Origin of the sequence: Halorientalis salina, assembly GCF_005049285.1 — an archaeon.
In the GTDB taxonomy this organism is placed as follows: Archaea; Halobacteriota; Halobacteria; order Halobacteriales; family Haloarculaceae; genus Halorientalis; species Halorientalis salina.
Genome location: NZ_SOSC01000001.1, coordinates 174197 through 191478 on the forward strand (window position 1 = coordinate 174197; position 17282 = coordinate 191478).

General features: G+C 63.9%; 16 protein-coding genes and 1 pseudogene. 8 read left to right on the plus strand and 9 right to left on the minus strand.

All coding sequences use genetic code 11. The features are described 5' to 3' along the window. Positions 1-541: 541 nt before the first annotated feature. The 4 genes and pseudogenes from E2481_RS00910 (at position 542) to E2481_RS00925 (ending at position 3334) form a co-directional block, all read left to right on the plus strand. Positions 542-943, plus strand: coding sequence for a DUF5805 domain-containing protein (locus E2481_RS00910; RefSeq protein ID WP_136715240.1), 402 nt, complete (start codon positions 542-544; stop codon positions 941-943). Continuing rightward, a complete protein-coding gene (locus tag E2481_RS00915; protein ID WP_136715241.1) occupies positions 940-1980 on the plus strand; it encodes a tyrosine-type recombinase/integrase in 1041 nt (346 codons plus the stop codon). Before E2481_RS00910 ends, E2481_RS00915 begins: the two co-directional genes overlap by 4 nt. Before the next feature lie 328 nt (positions 1981-2308). After that, positions 2309-2540: pseudogene (locus E2481_RS18860) on the plus strand (NADH-quinone oxidoreductase subunit D-related protein); the annotation flags it as partial. 71 nt (positions 2541-2611) lie between these two features. Then, entirely contained in the window at positions 2612-3334 is a 723-nt protein-coding gene (locus tag E2481_RS00925) for a dolichyl-phosphate hexose transferase (protein ID WP_136715242.1), read from the plus strand. Here E2481_RS00925 and E2481_RS00930 read toward each other — a convergent pair whose 3' ends face one another. Genes E2481_RS00930 through E2481_RS00950 form a run of 5 tightly spaced genes read right to left on the minus strand, consistent with a single transcriptional unit; the run spans position 3335 to position 10714 of the window. After that, positions 3335-5497 (minus strand): DUF7846 domain-containing protein, encoded by a 2163-nt coding sequence (locus E2481_RS00930; RefSeq protein ID WP_250137690.1) that lies wholly within the window; start codon positions 5495-5497, stop codon positions 3335-3337. Continuing rightward, on the minus strand, positions 5497-6681 hold the full coding sequence (locus tag E2481_RS00935) for an ABC transporter ATP-binding protein (protein ID WP_136715244.1): 1185 nt from the start codon (positions 6679-6681) through the stop codon (positions 5497-5499). The genes E2481_RS00930 and E2481_RS00935 overlap by 1 nt, the downstream gene beginning before the upstream one ends. Beyond that, on the minus strand, positions 6671-8314 hold the full coding sequence (locus tag E2481_RS00940; protein WP_136715245.1) for an ABC transporter permease: 1644 nt from the start codon (positions 8312-8314) through the stop codon (positions 6671-6673). Before E2481_RS00940 ends, E2481_RS00935 begins: the two co-directional genes overlap by 11 nt. A gap of 29 nt (positions 8315-8343) precedes the next feature. After that, positions 8344-9504, minus strand: a complete 1161-nt coding sequence (locus E2481_RS00945; RefSeq protein WP_136715246.1) for an extracellular solute-binding protein — start codon at positions 9502-9504, stop codon at positions 8344-8346. A 40-nt stretch (positions 9505-9544) separates the two neighbouring features. Continuing rightward, complete coding sequence (locus tag E2481_RS00950; RefSeq protein WP_136715247.1) at positions 9545-10714, minus strand: alpha-1 4-glucan-protein synthase; 1170 nt, start codon at positions 10712-10714, stop codon at positions 9545-9547. A gap of 229 nt (positions 10715-10943) precedes the next feature. Here E2481_RS00950 and E2481_RS00955 point away from each other — a divergent pair, with 229 nt between their 5' ends. The 4 genes from E2481_RS00955 to E2481_RS19280 all read left to right on the plus strand — a co-directional run bounded on the left by E2481_RS00955 (position 10944) and on the right by E2481_RS19280 (position 14372). After that, the gene (locus E2481_RS00955; protein ID WP_136715248.1) at positions 10944-11687 is read left to right on the plus strand and encodes a beta-ketoacyl-ACP reductase; all 744 of its coding nucleotides are present in this window, start codon (positions 10944-10946) and stop codon (positions 11685-11687) included. 7 nt (positions 11688-11694) lie between these two features. Then, positions 11695-13275: an acyl-CoA carboxylase subunit beta gene (locus E2481_RS00960; protein ID WP_136715249.1), complete on the plus strand. Its 1581-nt coding sequence runs from the start codon at positions 11695-11697 to the stop codon at positions 13273-13275. Beyond that, positions 13272-13586 (plus strand): hypothetical protein, encoded by a 315-nt coding sequence (locus E2481_RS00965; RefSeq protein ID WP_136715250.1) that lies wholly within the window; start codon positions 13272-13274, stop codon positions 13584-13586. The genes E2481_RS00960 and E2481_RS00965 overlap by 4 nt, the downstream gene beginning before the upstream one ends. Positions 13587-13778: 192 nt before the next feature. Next, entirely contained in the window at positions 13779-14372 is a 594-nt protein-coding gene (locus E2481_RS19280) for an ATP-binding cassette domain-containing protein (RefSeq protein WP_372492976.1), read from the plus strand. On the opposite strand, the gene E2481_RS00975 is transcribed toward E2481_RS19280, so the two are convergent. Genes E2481_RS00975 through E2481_RS00990 form a run of 4 tightly spaced genes read right to left on the minus strand, consistent with a single transcriptional unit; the run spans position 14369 to position 17235 of the window. Further along, entirely contained in the window at positions 14369-14953 is a 585-nt protein-coding gene (locus E2481_RS00975) for a cysteine hydrolase family protein (RefSeq protein WP_136715252.1), read from the minus strand. The genes E2481_RS19280 and E2481_RS00975 overlap by 4 nt on opposite strands. Next, a complete protein-coding gene (locus E2481_RS00980) occupies positions 14940-15749 on the minus strand; it encodes a YqcI/YcgG family protein (RefSeq protein ID WP_136715253.1) in 810 nt (269 codons plus the stop codon). Before E2481_RS00980 ends, E2481_RS00975 begins: the two co-directional genes overlap by 14 nt. Before the next feature lie 19 nt (positions 15750-15768). After that, positions 15769-16272: an MOSC domain-containing protein gene (locus E2481_RS00985; RefSeq protein WP_136715254.1), complete on the minus strand. Its 504-nt coding sequence runs from the start codon at positions 16270-16272 to the stop codon at positions 15769-15771. 6 nt (positions 16273-16278) lie between these two features. Continuing rightward, positions 16279-17235: a type IV pilin gene (locus tag E2481_RS00990; RefSeq protein ID WP_136715255.1), complete on the minus strand. Its 957-nt coding sequence runs from the start codon at positions 17233-17235 to the stop codon at positions 16279-16281. Between the last annotated feature and the right edge of the window lie 47 nt (positions 17236-17282).

Consider the following 17282-nt stretch of genomic DNA (forward strand, 5'->3'; position numbering starts at 1 on the left):
AGTCGCAGGTTCGAGGTGTCGGCTGGGACAGATACCGAATTGTTACTGTCCGGCATCGCTGCCGACCTGCCTGCGTCGCATAATCGATTAACCACCTTCGATACCCGACTTAGCTGGACGCGTCTTTCAGATTTTTCTCAGCGAACTCCTGCGTGAACACCTCCCACGCGACGCTTTGCTGTTAACGTCCCGATCCCGGGTGACGAGGTGTAGGGTCCCCATCGACTTTCACTGCCGACCGGGAGAACCAGGGCGGGATGGCACCGTGTTCTTCAATTACACTCCGGAAACGGCGAATTTGTGGTGTGAGCTCCTCGCTGTCTCATCGCCTACTCGGTATTACCCCGATCCAGCCGGAACGTGGGGGTTCGTCGCAGGCCCGAAAGGACTGACTCTCAGAAACGGTGAATACCCGGTCAAAGAGGGGTTCGCTGGCATTTCAGTCGGGATTTTGCGGAGCCATGCGAAGCTCCATCGACCTGATTTGCTTATTCGGATTACTGAGGACAGATTAAAGACGGCATCGCGAGAAAGGGCAGACATGGCAACCGAGCGGGACGCTGACACGACTCGGACAGCGGTCCGGACCTACGTGCCGTCCTACCAGAAAGACGAGTGGGAACGTCACGCCGATGAGATGGACATGAGCCTCAGCGAGTTCGTTCGGACGATGGTTCAGGCCGGTCGGCGCGGGTTCTCGGGCGGCGACGTCCCGGATACTGACACCGATTCGGGGTCAGACTCTGGAGGCGGGACTGAGGAATTGGAAGAACGGATTCTGGCAATCCTGACGGAATCAGAGCCGCTATCCTGGGACGAGCTGTTGACTGCGGTCACCGGTGATATCGAATCGAGTCTCGACGAGACGTTACAGGAGCTCCAAGCCGCGAATCGGATCCAGTACAGCGGCCGGGAAGGCGGGTACGTGCTCGGTGAGCAATGAGCCAGCAACGTGGGGCGGCTGACCCCGACGATCCGATCGGGTATTTCCTCGAAGACATCGAGTACCAAGGGAAATCATCGCGAACTCGCAACTCCTACGAGCGGGTCCTCCGGGAGTTCGAGTCGTCCCTCGGAGACCGCGGCGTCGACGGTGGACTCGATGACATCTCCTACCGTGAGTGCATGTCCTGGGTCCACTCGTTGCGAGGGGCTCACGCCGAGAGTTCGATCGCCACGTACGCCTCCTACCTCCATCGATTTTACTCGTATATGGTCCAGGTCGGCGTGTTCGAATCGAATCCCATGACGGTCGTCATGGAGGAGATGGACGAGTCGATCCACACCGATCCGACACGCCGAGACATTCCGGTCGAGGAAATGCGCGGGTTCGTGGGGGCGATGCGGCACCCCCTCGACCGTGCGGTGATCGTCACACTGTTGAAAACAGGGATGCGGTCCGGTGAACTGTGTAATCTCGACGTTCGAGACGTGAACATCGCCGGGCTCGACCTGTCCGATGCGAGATTCGACGAGGTGCGTCCCCAACTGCAGGGGAAGCCAGATTCGATATACGTAAGCCAGGAACCGGCCCAGGGAAGTCGGGTAAACGGTGAGGAACGTTCCGCCTCGAACAAGCGCAAGCGCGCAACTATCGTTCCCGTGGACGACGAGCTCAGAGCGACACTCGAACGGTGGCTGGCTGTCCGGCCCGATCCGTCGTCCTCCGCGAACCCCTTGTTCGTGACGACATCCCGGAACTGGGGCCAACGAGTGACTATCGACGCGGTCCATCACCTCGTCACGACCAACGCGGAACGCATGGGCTGGTATCGAACGGGTGGCGGCCCACAAGAGAACGTCACACCCCACTACTTCCGGCACTTCTTCACGACACACCTCAGAGACAGGACCGGGGATCGTGGAATCGTGAAGTACCTCCGGGGCGACGTCGCCTCGGACATCATCGATACCTACACACACAACTGGGGGTCACGCGTTCGAGACACGTACGAAGAATCGATCTACGAACTGCTCTGAGCTTCGCGCTGGTCCCTTTGCAATATCACGAAGTAGATGTCTAATTCTTAATTAATTCAGTATTACATTCGAGTGTATCGCCTCAAATGTATAAATCATATATCGCTATACAGAACTGAGGGGTAGTGGCTGCTATTGAGAGAAGGCATTCCACGATTCGTCCTCGAGCAAAACGAAGGGTAGCAGCGTCGTTTGGTGGATGCAGTGACTCAGAATCTAGACAAGTAAGATCGATGTGACCTCGAAATAGTGTTATATCAGGATCGCCGTACGGTGGTCCCTGTTTCACCCCCAGCAAAGCGATCGGGAACTGAGACGACATGAGCCAAGAAAAACCGTCCCGCGAACGCTCAAGCCCGACGCCGAAGTGTACCGGGCCGTCGAGAACGCGAAGGGTGAATTCGGCGTCTAGATCCGCTCTGACGAAATGTCCTATCCCGCACGGTTCAATATACGAAGTCCGTTTTCCCGAACCGCCAGGCGCTCCTGGAGATAGCCGAAGGCGAGTAGGCCCGAATCGGATCGGTTCGCACAGCAGTCCCGACATCGTCCTCGGGTAAGTCGACCGCTGAAAGGGCCTGTTTTTGGCGAACCTAAAAGTTCAAGAGGCTCCCGTGATTCCTCACCAGTAATGAGCTCAGGACTCGCAGCGGAGACAGAGACGGAGACTGACGAGACGTTCACGTTCGACGATCTCAGCGTCGTGATGGGGACCTACAACGAGGAGGAAGCCATTGGCACAGTACTGTCGGACATCGAGTCCGTGACCGACGGCAAGGCCGAAGTCGTCTGTGTCGACGGGTCCGACGACCGAACTCCCGAGATTGCACGGGATCACGGGGCCCGGGTCATCGAGCAGGAACCCCAGGGATACGGCGTCGCCGTCCGGGAGGCCGTCCTTTCGGCTGACCGGCCCATCGTCGTGACCACAGACTGCGACGACACGTATCCGATGGATCGACTTCCGGACTTCCTGGCGCGGATCAACGAGGGCTACGACGTGGTCAGCGGCGACCGGTTGTACTACGGGGCCAAGACGATGCCGTCGTTCAACCGGTTCGGTAATCACGCCTTCGCGGTCCTCGCCAGTGCCCTCGCCGGCGAGCAAGTCCACGACACGACCACCGGAATGCGCGCGTATCGGCGCGAACTCATCCAGCAGATCCAATGGACCGAGAACACCGGACTGTCGGCGGAGCTGTTGCTTCGTCCGCTGATTCGGAACTACGAGGTCTGTGAGATCCCCATCGAGTACGGCGAACGCAAGGGCGAGACCAAACTCGATCCCCTTAGCGGTGGGGCCGCGATCGCCAAATCCATCTGCAAGGTCTGTCTGGAGGAACGGTTCCGGTAATCAGTCGGCCAACGCGCTGTCCCTGCCGACCGTCTCGATGTCCTGCGATAGGGATACCCCTGCCACGTAGTCGTCCGCTCCCGGGAGGTAGGTCCCTTCGTTCCCGCAGTCGGCGACCAGCCGACAGACCCGGTTTTCCGGTGGCCAGATAACTGCGACCCCGTCGTCGGTCTCCGCCGCGGCGACTTCCTGGCGGTAGGTCACGGTCGACCCGCCGGCCTGGGTGAACGTGACGGTCAGCGTCAGGTCGGCGGCGTTCTCGAACCCGACTGCGCGCTGGTCGCTGTACCTGTTGAGTCCGTCGTCGACCACTTCGGCTCTCCCCTTTCCGACCGTCCATTTGACTGTCAGGTTATCACCGGCCAGTCGTTCGACGCCGTACTGGACCGCTCCGTGTGGCCCGTCCAGTCTGACGGTGGCTGTCTCCGATCCGGCGACACGGCCGACGCGGTAGGTGATCCGCTGTCGGTCGCCTCGTTCGACGGCCAGCGGCGTGAGCGTGGCGTCGATCGGATCACTGAACTCGTCGAAGACCGGTCGCCACTCGCCCCGGTAGGTGTACCGGTACAGCGTGCGGTTCGGGTACGCTTCGAGGGTGCGGAAATCGCTCTCGGCGTCTCGGTCCATGGCGTAGACGACATTGCCACCGGGAGCGGGGTCGTTGCGGAGCGACTGGAAGGGGTGGTTGAGCCAGTCGCCGTAGGGCGTCGGGACGAACACGAGCGCGCGGTCGAACGATCGGTCCTCGAAGGGTTCGTAGGCCTGCTCGTAGCGCTCGGTGTAGGGTTCGCTCTTCTCCAGCGGCGCGCTCACCGCGGACTGTTCGGCGATGCCGCCGACGGCCAACGTGAGCACGACGGCGAGGGCCAGCACGACGTTCGCAATGCGGGCCGTCGAGCGACGCTCGACGAACGCTCGCAGGGAGTCACCGACCCACAGGAGCCCCGCAGCTCCGAACATCGAGAGCGGCAAGAGGAGATCGAAGTGATAAAACGGCCCCACGAGCGCGATCAGCCCGTCCGACGGATCGTCGAGAGCGGCCAGGATGTTGAGGTTCCCCCAGAAAAAGAGGTTCCCGACAGGAACCGTCACCAGCAGACCGGCAACGATCGACCGGATCTGGATGTCGGTGAGCGCGCCAGGTTCGGGCAGCGAAACTCCATTTCGCGCACGTTCGAGGAGGCCGGCGAGTCCGAGCCCTGCCGCAATTGTCCCCAGCGGAGCGGCCGCGGTCCAGTGGCCGAGCAGTCGCTGGAGGACGAGGCGGTTCGCTCGGAGTGCGAGTTCGGGCGTGTAATTGCGCTCGTACCCGAGGATGCGACGAACGCCGAACCCTGGGCCGTCCATCGGTGCGAACCGCTGGTACGGGAACACCAGCGGGGACCCGGTCACGACGGCGTTGTACAGCAGTGCCACGCCGACGAAGACGAGCCCCAGCGTCCCGATTAGTGTGTAGCGCTCGACGACGCTCCTGTCGACACCAAACCACTGGGGGTCAGTCGAATCACGCCGCCACGCAACGCCGATGGTCACCAGTGCGTGAGCCATGAACGGGAGTGCGAACAGGACCGCGGTGTACGGCCTCGCGAAGAAGGCGATCCCGATGGCAGCCCCCGCGAGCGCGCTGTATCGTCGCCGACTCCGTCGGGTCTCCCCTCGGCAGGCCCTGAGATAGGCGAGCGCGAACGCGAGGTTGAACATCGTCGTCGGGGCGTAGGGGAGAAAGAGCGCGGACTGGACGAGAAAGAGCGGCGACGCCACGAACAGGCCGGCGGCGAGCAGGCCGGTCCGCTCGTCGAACGCCTCGGTGGTCACGAGGCCGACGAGCGCTGTGTTCGCGGCGGCGACGAGCGCGAGAGAGAGCCGTGGCACGTCGACCAGGACGCCGAGCGCGAAGACCGCTGCGGGAACGGGCGAGTACTTCGGATACAGCCGTGATCCGTCCTGGACGAAAAACCACGGACGAACCGCGTCCGGAACCGGACTGTGGAACCAGAGTTGGCCGTCGAGCAGGAGCGCGGCCTGCTGGAGGTAGACCCCTTCGTCGTGATTCGAGGAGTGATGCGGGAAGAACTCGGTCGCAAAGAGGAAGACGACGACGCCGGTCAACACGGAGAGGACCCCGAGCCCGACGAGCGCGGGTCGTCGCTGACGGCGGGACATCAGCGGGTCGACGACGGGTCGGTGTCAGCGACGCGAGTTCCGCCGTCGGCGACGCGAGTCGCCCCGCGCGGGAACCAGGCCAGGTCGTGGTCGGCGTCGAGTTCGACCCTGACGGGTTCGTCGAGCGGCACTGTATCGGCGTGGTTGTGCATGCAGCCGACGACGTCGCCGCTGTCCAGTTCGACCCGGTACAGGACCGTCGGTCCGAGGAACCGACGATGGACGACCGTGCCGTTGGCCCCCTCGTCGCCGGGCGCGAGGGCCTGCACGTCGTCGGGGCGGACCAACACGTCGATCTCCGAGCCGTCGTAGGCCTCGGCGAGGCCGTTGACCCTGTCGCGGGGGATCGATCCCAGGCCGGTCGTGACGGTGTCGCCCTCGACCGAGCCCGAGAGGAAGCTCGCGTGGCCGAGGAAACTCGCGACGAACCGCGATTCGGGCTGCTGGAACACCTCTTCCGGGCGACCGATCTGCTCGATCCCACCCGAGCGCATGACTGCGACGCGGTCGCTGATCGACATCGCCTCCTCCTGGTCGTGGGTGACCGAGACGGCCGTGACCCCGGCGTCCTTGATAATGCGGCGGACTTCCTGGCGCATCTCGACGCGGAGGTCGACGTCCAGGTTCGAGAACGGCTCGTCGAGCAACAGGATCGAGGGCTCGGGCGCGAGCGAGCGGGCCAGCGCAACCCGCTGTTGTTGCCCGCCGGAGAGTTCCTCGGGGTACTGGTCGCGGTGTTCGTTCAGTCCGACCAGTTCGAGCAGTTCGTCGACCCGAGCCTGGCGCTCCTCGTCCGTGTGGTCCGTGAGACCGAAGGCGACGTTCTCCTCGGCGGTCTTGTGCGGGAACAGCGCGAACTCCTGGAAGACGACGCCCACGTCGCGTTCCTCGGGGGGCACGAACGTCCCGTCGCCCGCGACCGAGACGCCGCGAAGCCGGACTTCGCCACCGTCCAGCTGGTCGAGGCCGGCGATGAGCCGGAGCGTCGTGGTCTTCCCACAGCCCGAGGGACCCAACAACGTCAGGAGCTCGCCGTCCCTGACCGAGAGGTCGAGCGACTCGATGACGCGGGTCGATCCGAACCGCTTTTCGACCCCCGAGAGGTCCAAAAGCGACTCGCCGTCTTCGGTCTGTCTTTCGGTGTCGATTCCGCCCGTCGGTGTCGAATGTGCACTATTCGCCATTGTATCCCTCCATCGCGAGGATCACGACCATCGAAACGCCCGAAACCAGCAACAGCACCAGCGCGGGCACCGCCGCCTTGCCGAACTCGGCGGAGGCCTGTGCCCGCCAGATTCCCGTGACGAGCGTCACGAACCCCGGCGGGCGCAAGAGCAGCGTGGCCGGGAGTTCCTTCATCGTCGTCAGGAAGACCAGCGCCGCACCGCCGATCAACCCCGGGGCCGCCAGCCGCAGGGTCACTGCACGGAACGCGCCGAACGGCGTCCGGCCGAGCGTCCGTGCCGCCTCCGCGAGCGTCGGACTCACCTGGAGGAACGCGGCCCGAGTCGAGCCGACGGCCTGCGGTAAAAAGCGGACGACGTAGGCGAAGATCAACAGCGGGTACGCGATGACCCCGGTCTGGTAGAGCGAGCCCCCGTACTGGGAGCCGAGGAAGACCAGCGCCAGTCCGATGATGACGCCCGGGACCGCGTAGCCGACGTAGGTCGCCCGTTCGAGGACCGCCGTCAGCCGGGACTGCCGGTTGGCAGCCAGGTAGGCGATCGGGAGGCCGGCGAGCGCGGCGACGAGGGCCGCCAGCGCCGAGACCCACACCGAGTTGAGGCTCATTCCCACGATGTCGACGGAGTAGTTGACCGCCGACGACGAGCCGCGGACCACCCAGAGTCCGAGGATGCCGAGCGGCACCAGCAGTGCGATCGCGGCCAGCGCCAGACAGCCGAGTGCGGCGACCCAGCGCCACGGCCCGAGTCGGACGGCGGGTTCGTCGCCGCCGGCGTAGCCGCCCTCGGTGCCGATGTTCCCGCCCTTGCGGAGTCGCGACTCGATGGCGAGGATGAAGAACGTCACGGCGACCAGTTGCAGGGACAACAGGGCGGCCACGTCCCGACCGCTGCCAAAGGAGTAGAACTCCACGTAGATGACCCGCGTGAACACGTCGTATCGCATGATCTGCGGTGTTCCGAAATCCGACAGCGCGTACAGCGCGACCAGCAGCGTCCCGGCACCGATGGCCGGGCGAATCTGTGGCAGGGTGACCCGTCGGAACGCCTGCCAGCGGGTGTGGTCGAGCGTGCGAGCGGCGTCGACGAGTTGCGTGTCCATCGATTTGAGCGCCGCACGGGTCGTGATGAAGACGTACGGGTACGTGTACAGCGTGATGACCAGCACGGCCCCCTGGAGGCCGTAGATACTTGGGATCTGTTCGATGCCGAGCGGGGCCAGCAACCGCTGGAACTCCCCGCGGGGGCTAAACGCCGACACGAATGCGAAGGCACCGATGTAACTCGGGACGACGAGCGGCAGGGCGAGGAGCACGGTGAACGCCCGTCGGAAGGGGAGATCGGTCCTGACGGTCAGAAAGGCCAGCGGGACGCCGAGGAGAATCGAGATCGCGGTGATTGCGCCGACCATCAGGAAACTGTTGATCGTGACCTGGAGCGTCGCGGGCCGGGACAGCAACTCGATGGCCGTGTCGAGGCCCACGCGGTTCGCGGCGAGGACGAGCCAGGAAAGTGGGAGGAGGACCACGGCGGCGATCGCGCCAGCCAGAAGGGTTAGCCCGACCGACCTGGCGTCGCGGCTATCCGACCCCTGCGTGTCCTGGTCGTGCGCGGTTTCTGTGTTGCCTGCCATGATGGGGCGAGGGCCCCCGGTGGGGTGAGTTAGAGGACGCCCGTGTCGCGCATGAGTTCGACCGTCGCGTCCTGTTCGGAGAGCTTCGAGAGGTCGATCTCGGGGACCGAGAGGTCCGAGATGGACGGGAGTCGCCCGACCGGATCGACGCCGTCGACGAGCGGGTACTCGAAGGTCTTGATCGCGAAGTACTCCTGTGCCTCCGACGACAGCAGATGGCGGACGAACAGGTCCGCCAGTTCCTGGTTCTGTGACGCCTTGACCCGTGCTGCGCCTGCCACGTTGAAGACGGTTCCGGCATCGTTCTGCGTAAAGGCCGTGTCGATGGGCGCGCTGGAGCGACCGGCGAGGACGCGCTGGATGTAGTAGTGGTTCGCGAGCCCAAGCGCGAGCTCGCCGTCGGCGACCGCCTGCGAGACGGCGTACTCGTCGTTGTACTCCTGAATGTTCAGATCCTGCATCCCGTTGAGCCACTCCCGGGTCGCGCTTTCGCCTTCGAGGAGCCGCATCGCAGTGACGAAGGCCTTGGCCGACCCGTACGTCGGTGCCCAGCCGATGTCGCCGGAGTACTGGCTCAGGTCCGGGAAGTCCATGATGCTGTCGGGCACGTCCGACTCGCTGACCGCGTTGGTGTTGAACGGCACCGTCCGCGCGCGACCGGAGGTCCCGACCCAACTGTTGTCGCCCGCGCGGAACTCAGACCCGATCAGGGAGTAGGTGTCCTCCGTGAGCGGCTCGGCCGACCCCTGGTTCGCGACGAACCCGAGTGCGCCCGCGTTGACCGAGTAGAAGACGTCTGCCGGCGTGTTCCCGCCTTCCGTGACGAGCCTGTTGGCCAGCCGGCTCGCGTTGTCGTAGGTCGGGTTGATGGTCAGGTTCGAGTACCGCGTTTCGAGGTATTCGAGCAGTTCGCCGACCAGTCCCTGGCCGCGCCCGGAGTAGACGTTGAGCGTCCCGCTCATGTCCGGCATGTCGGCCATCGAGGTCCCCCCCGGAACCGCTCGGTCCTCGAACGATCCCGGTCCGGAGCCGTACCACGGCGGCTGGTCCTCGTTCTCGACGGGCGTCGCCGTCTCCTGGCCACCCGTGAAGTTACACCCTGCTAGCGATACCATTCCAACGCCGGCCCCTGCCTGGAGCAGGCGGCGACGCGAGACGATCCCGTCACGTGCAGATTCCCTGTCTCTCATTGTTGATTTAGGCTAACCTAAAACACTTAACGTTGCCGGTTCAGTCGTCCGCCGTCACGGAGACGCGGTCCTCGGTGGCCAGCGTTCCGGGCCGGAGTTCAGCGAGACATTCGAGCCAGTCCCGCATGAACTCCCCGCAGTAGTTGATGAACTCGGCGTTCTCGTAGTCGAACTCGCCGGTGGCCATCGCGTCGGCCATCGCGGCGAACACCTCGGCGTAGCTGTCGGCGTCTTCGCCGACCTCGTCGATGATCTCCCAGACGTGCTCGTTGAGTTCCAGCCCCGGGACCTCGTTGTTCAGGTCGCCGAACGTCGAGCGCGGGGCTTTGTTGTGTTCACACAGCGGGTAGCCGTTGACGATGTCCTTATCGAGGACGTCACAGGCCCGCTTGAGGAACAGGCCGCTCCAGATGTCGTCGAACCGGCCCACGTCCCAGCGGTTGTCGTCCATCGGCAACTGGTAGAACGCGGGGATGACCTCCCGATGGAAGGCGAGGTTCATCGAGCAGACGGTGAGGTACTGCCCCGACTCGGCGACGAAGTTGCCGTCGTAGTCCTCGGTCGTGGTCCGGGTCTGGGCCTGGCCCTGGAGGTCCCCGTCCATGAGGATTCGGACCGCGTCGAGGTCCGGAACGTTCGTCCACAGTCCCTGCGATGCCACCACGTCGTCGACCTCGGTGGTGCCGGTCTCTACGTCCTCGTCCATCGCGCTGTAGGGATACCCACGCGGATACAGCCCGTGTTCGTCGACGTTCTGGTAGAGGACGTTCACCCACTGCTCGTCGGACCGGACCGACTCAATTTCGCCTTCGTAGGCGAGATTATCGAAGTGGCTGCCGAAGAAGTCGAAGTCCGGATGCGGGAGGGTGTCGTCGTCGATGAAGAGGCCGTACTCGAAGTCTCTCTCCCACATGTAGAGCAGGCCGAAACTGGTCTGAGCGTGACTCGCTTCCGGGATGAGGTGGTTGTACTCGTCGATACCGCGCTCGGCGAACCAGTCTTCCCTGGCAGACCCGTCGAAGACAGTTCCCTCGACGCCTTCGTCGTCGAGCATCGCCTGCATCGCCTCGGTGTCACAGAAGTCCTCGGTGACGAGCACGACGTGTAGCCGGTCGAGATCGAACCCGTGTTCGCGTGCGTTCTCGAAGTACGTTTCCAGACACTCGTACTCGCGTATCGTCGGGACCACGAGGCAGACGTCCGTTACCATGTACTCGAATTTGTTTAGGCTTGCCTAAAATACCTGTCGCTCTTCGGTAACCCAGCGTGAGATCTCCAATGACCATAATACACTTCGGATTTTGTTTAACCCAGTATAAGGGGAACTATTATTTGGCCGTATGTGGCCAGCAATATATGAGGGATTCGGGGAGCACGGCACGGCGCGTGGCGATTGACAGGGTCACGTCGTCGGGCTCGACACCCCCTCTACTGCAACAATGATGCTCGAAAATCAGACCTGTGTGGTAACCGGTGCATCGCGCGGCATCGGCCGTGGTATCGCGGAAGAGTTCGGTCGGAATGGGGCGAACGTGGTCGTCAACTACCGGTCCTCGGAGGCGGAGGCCCACGACGTGGCCGACGCGATCGAGGACGCGGGGGGCGAGGCGGTGCCGCTCCAGGCCGACGTCTCGAACCAGGACGAAGTCGATGCGATGGCGGACCGCGTCGGGGAACTCTACGGGGGCGCGGACGTGCTGGTCAACAACGCCGGCATTACCATCGACAAGAAGTTCGAGAAGATGACGCGCGAGGACTGGGAGCGCGTCGTGAGCGTCAACCTCGGCGGCGTGTTCAACGCGACCAACGCCTTCTTCGACGATATCAAAACGGCCAACGAGGGCCGGCTCATCAACATCTCTTCGGTCGTCGGCCAGCAGGGCAACTACGGCCAGGCCAACTACGCCGCGACGAAAAGCGGCCTGTTCGGTTTCACCCGGACGCTGGCGCTCGAACTGGCGAGCACGGGCTCGACGGCCAACTGCGTCGCGCCTGGGTTCGTCGAGACGGACATGTTAGAAGAGGTGCCCGAGCGCGTCAAGCAGAAGATTCTCGATCGGATTCCGCTGAACCGCTTTGCGACCGTCGAGGACGTCGCAGGCATCGTTCGGTTCCTCGCCACTGCGGATTCCAGTTACATGACCGGCCAGATTCTCGCAGTCAACGGCGGCATGGAATGGTAACCGACCCATGAGCCAGCAGGAAGAGCCCGACGCGGACACCGGGGAGGACGCCCCCATCGAAGAGCTCCGCGAGCGCAAACGGGAGGCTCAACTCGGCGGCGGCAAGGAGCGCATCCAGCGCCAGCACGACAAAGGCAAGCTGACCGCCCGTGAGCGCATCGACTACCTCGTCGACGACGGGACCTTCCAGGAGGTCGATCCGTTCGTCGAACACCGGGCACAGGCGTTCGGCATGGACGAGAAGACGTTCGCAGGCGACGCCGTCGTCACGGGCTACGGCGAGGTCAACGGGCGGAAGCTGTTCCTCTTCGCCCACGATTTTACGGTGCTGGGCGGCTCCGTCGGCGAGGTCGTCGCCGACAAGATCTGCAAGGTCATGGACAAGGCCATCGAGACCGGCGTGCCGGTGGTCGGCCTCAACGATTCGGGCGGGGCGCGCATCCAGGAGGGCGTCGATTCCCTCGTGGGTTTCGCCAAGATCTTCCAGCGCAACACGGAAGCCTCGGGACTCATCCCCCAGATCTCGGCGATCATGGGCCCCTGTGCCGGCGGCGCGACCTACTCGCCGGCGCTGACGGACTTCACCTTCATGGTCGAGGACACCAGCCACATGTTCATCACGGGGCCGGACGTCATCCAGACGGTCACCGGCGAGCAGGTGTCCAAGGAGGAACTCGGCGGCGCGAAGACACACGCGACGAAGTCAGGCGTCGCGCACTTCACCGCTCGCTCGGAAGAAGAGGCCCTAGACGACATCCGGCGGCTCCTCTCGTATCTCCCGCAGAACAACATGGAGGACCCGCCGCGGGTCCAGCCCTGGGACGACCCCGACCGGCGGTGTGACGAGCTCGGCGACATCGTCCCCGACGAGCCGCGCAAGCCCTACGACATGTGCGCGGTCATCGACCGGATCGTCGACGAGGACTCCTTTTTCGAGGTCCACGACGGCTGGGCGCGCAACGTCGTCACCGGGTACAGCCGCCTCGACGGGCGCGTCGTCGGCGTCGTCGCCAACCAGCCCCGGGTTTCGGCCGGGACGCTGGACATCGACGCCGCCGAGAAGGCGGCCCGGTTCGTCCGCTTCTGTGACTCCTTTAACATCCCCATTTTGACGCTGGTGGACGTGCCCGGGTTCATGCCCGGGACCGACCAGGAGCACAACGGGATCATCCGCCGCGGCGCGAAGCTCATCTACGCCTACGCCGAGGCGACGGTGCCACTCATGTCGGTCATCGTCCGGAAGGCCTACGGGGGCGCGTACATCGTCATGTCATCGAAGTTCCTTGGGTCCGACGTCAACTACGCGTGGCCAGGCTCGGAGATGGCCGTGCTCGGGCCGCGGGGTGCGGTCAACATCCTCTATCGGAAGGAACTGGCCAAAGCTGACGACCCCGACGCCAGACGCCAGGAGCTGATGGACGAGTTCCGCGAGGAGTTCGCCCATCCCTACGGCCCGGCCAAACGGGGATACCTCGACGACGTCATCGAGCCCCAGGACACTCGCAAACGGCTCATCGACGACCTGGACCTGCTCGAACGAAAGCGCGAGGACACGCCCCCCAAGGACCACGGGAACATTCCGCTATGAGGGGTCCCGAGGACCGTACGAACGGACACGACGACGTGATCGAGATTCACCTCGACACGTTGCTCGACAGCCTCGAATTCGAGGGTACCGAGGTCCCAGATGAGGCCGAGGCCGCGGCCATCGCGTCGGCCGTCGGGACCTACCTCGCCGACAGGCAGCGAGCTGTGGCGGGGCAATCGGTGGAGACGACCGAAACGGTTCCAGAGTGGAAACTCGCCGGTCGGTTCGAATCGGTCGGTTGGCCGTCGCGACGCCGTCCGCGAAACGTCGAGCGCGGCCGAGAGTGGCAGGCCGCTGCGCACTCGCTGTAACCGCCGACAGCGGGCGGTCGACGCGGCCCCCGCTTCGTGTTGTAAAGTCTCTTAGTAGGCCGACCTAAAAATGGCGGCAATGAACGAGCACGATGTGCGCGGATGGCGAGAGAGCGGACGGGTGATCGGTCGTGGGAACTAACGCCGGTACCGGCCAGATGGACCGGGAACGTTCGGCGCGGTCGTCGGATCATGGAACGGACGAACGGGAGCGGGAAGAGCACGCTGCTGAAATCGGCCTCGAACCACCTCCAACCCGACGACGGGGCTGTCGTTCTCGACGGGCGGTCGATCCACGACTACGAACAGACGGAACTCGCACAGGAACTGGGATTTCTCTCCCAGGAGCACGCCTCGCCCGAGAGCATCGGCGTCGAGGACCTGATCTATCACGGGCGGTACCCTCACCGTGGCTTCTTCGAGGCGGTCTCCGAGGCGGACCGGGACGCCCTGGCGACGACGGACGTGAAGGACTTCCACGAGAACCGCGGCCGGATCGACTACGAGACGCTCCTCGACGTCGACCCGGACGTGCTGTTGCTCCGGGGGAACGAAGCGAAGACTGCTGCCGAGTTCGAGGACACTGTCGTCTCGTTCATGCAGAACCACGACAGCGCGAGCCAGTTGACGGCCGTCGAAAACGGCGACGTGTACCGCGGCGGGTCGCTCTACCAGGGACCGATCACGAACCTGGTCTTGACCGAACGGGCCACCCGACAGCTCTCCGGCGTCGACCGCGAACTGTTCGATCGTCAGCAGGTCGCCGACATCGTCGATGGGGACTAGCCGGAAAGCCCCGACACCACTGCATCGGCCGAGACGACGGTCGCGAACTCGCCGTCGAGATGGGCGAGTGCCGACCGGTGAACGGTAGGGGCTGGCATCGACGCCCCGTCGAACTCCCGGCCGAACGTGGCCGTCGCGTCGGCGACCAGGTACACCTCGTAGCCACGATTCTCGGCCATCCGGGTCGTCGTCGAGACACAGTGGTCGGTCGTGAGCCCGGCGACGACCAGCGTGTCGACATTACGGTCTTCGAGCCACGATTCCAGACTCGTACCTACGAAGGCACCATTCACGCGTTTGGTGACGGTATGCTCACCGTCGGTCGGTGCCAGCGTTTCCTTGAACGCGAACCCCGGTTCGTCGCGCCTGAGCGGGGAGTCCGGTTCCCGCGAGTCGTGTCGAACGTGGACGACCGGCATCTCGGCGTCCCGCCAGGCAGCGAGCAATTCCGCCGCTCGCTCCTCGGCGTCGGGATTGTTTCGCTCGCCCCAGACGGCCGCGTCGAAGCCCGTCTGGAAGTCGACGAGGACGAGCGCCGTGTTCGGTGGGACCGTCACCGAGCGCTCGTCAATCGGCGGCATGACCGTCCGGGAGCGTTCTGGTCGCTTTCGGGTGTTCGCGCGTAACGTTGATGGGACACTCGTCGGGGGCCTGTTCGGGGTCCGCGGAGAGCAGATACTGGTGCCACTCGCGGTCACCCTCTACCCCGTAGTCCCCGATATCGGCGTGCGGGCAGACGCCGTCGTATTCTTCGAGACGCCCCTGGATGGTCTCCCGGGCCTGCTGTCCGGCCTCGGTGTCGTGGGTGATGCCCTCGAACAGCGTCCGGGGCTGGAACGTGATCTCCAGACCGACCGGACAGTATCGGCTCTTGCGTTCGTCGTAGAACGGCGCTCGGCAGGTGGGGAACATCGGCTCGCCGCCGAAGCAGAACTCCCAGTAGGGGTCGTCCGGGTCCGTCGGAATCTCCTCGGGCCAGGGTTCGGGGTCGTGGACGTGGAGGAACTGGAGGATGTGCCAGAGTCGTTCGTGGTAGGCCCGCTCGGAGAGCGATCGCTCGGGCGGTCTGAAGAACACGACGAACGACGCCTGGTCGGCGTGGTCCTCGTAGACGTCGAGGTACTCCAGAAGCGTGTCTCGGAACTGCAACAGGGCGTCCTTGTCGGTCATCGACGGGCAGACAGTGTAGAGGGGGTCGCCGTTCTGGATGGACTCGACGCCGAAGAAACAGGGGAACGGGGAGCCGTTGCGGTCGCCGGTCAGTGCGTTTCGGAAGGTCTCCCAGTGTGCCTCGGCCCACTCGGGAAGGCGGCCCGACGCTGCGCGGTCAGCGACAGTCGCCTGGTCCATGAGGACCTGTAGACCCGATTCGTTCATGTCCGATTGTTCGCCTCGATTAGCTTGAATCTTGGTTTTTCGGTCCAGAATGGCAACTAATAGGGAATTCGATCGACGACTTTTCCCGAATATCACCACTTTCGACGATGCGGGCTCGCAACCCACCTCGATGAACCAGTGCGTCCTGGACGCCTGCCTGTTCGAGATGGCGTTCCAGGTACGAGCAGGGTTCACACAGTTCCGTCCCGAGACAGACGGCGTCGCCAACCCGGAACCGTTCGCCGACGAGGTGGTTGAGCGCTACGCCGCGGGTCGTGACGTTGCGCCGGTGTGCGCCAGGCGACAGCGAAACGTCGTACTCGCGCTCTGCGGCGGCCAATGCTTCGGATTCGATGAACGTAACGGCACAGCCATCGCGGTCACCGAACGTCCCTTCCTCGTGGTAGTAGCGGTCACCGTCGAGACCACGACCCGCGACGGCCCGTACCGAGTCCACTGGCTCCGGTTGTGCACCAGTCGTCTGGGCGATATGAATGCTGGTGACAGTTCCCGTTTGCGTCATCGTATCCTACCACCCACTGGGGTCTCTGGGCGTATAACTGCCACAGTCCTGTCCGTTTATCTCCGAATTCGTGCAGTCGAAATCCGCCGGGTCGACGTACACGTCGCCCTCGACGGTCGAATCGATGAGTTTGACCTGGTCGGGGGCCGTGATCGATCCGGAGACGGTACTTTCGTCGACAGTGACCTCCTTGTTCGTGCTTTCGACGTCGCCATCGACCGTGCTACCGTCGAGGACGTCGACGATCCGCTGTGCCTCGACTCCGCCGCCGACAGTCACGTTGTAGAGCTTCACGTCGGCCGTGCGCGAGGTTGCCGTGCCGGAAATCCGCCCGTTCTGGTGGTTGAGGACGTTCTCGACGTCGACGGACCCGTAAACCACAGCGTCGTCGGCGTCGAGTTCTTTCGTGTCACTTCTCGTGTCACCGATGACGACACCGCCGTTTTCGATTTCGATGACTTTGTCAGTCCTGACGGAGCAGTCGACCACCTGCCCATCGATCTGGATATCGTCGGTGCCACCGTTGGTCTCGGAATCGACCCAGGCACAGCCCTCGTCGATGGACGGAACGTCGCTGCCTTCGACATCGAAGGTCGCGAGCGTGTAACTGGTCCCGTCATCACCCATCCACACGATGCGTATTTCGTCTGCTGTCGGGAGGAGATCGACCGTCTGACCGGCGCGGAACTCACCGGAGAGGGCACTTTCGTTGGTAACACCCCGAATTTCGACGTTCTCGCCGTTGAGCGTGTCGCCAGATTCGTGAACGAGTTCGTACTCCGGAAGGACCTCACTGTCCGCCGTTTCGAGTTCGAGGGCGACGTCGGGGGCAGGCTCGGGGTCATCCGCGAGACCGAACACCATGATCGCGCCCACGCCAGCCAGCGTCACAGAAATCGCCACCAGCAACACCGCACCGACGACCGGCGAAACCGCTCGTCGGTCGGTGGCAATAGCCGGCATTACGTGATATACGGAAGTCGGCCACAAGAGTATTGGCGTCGTTTCAG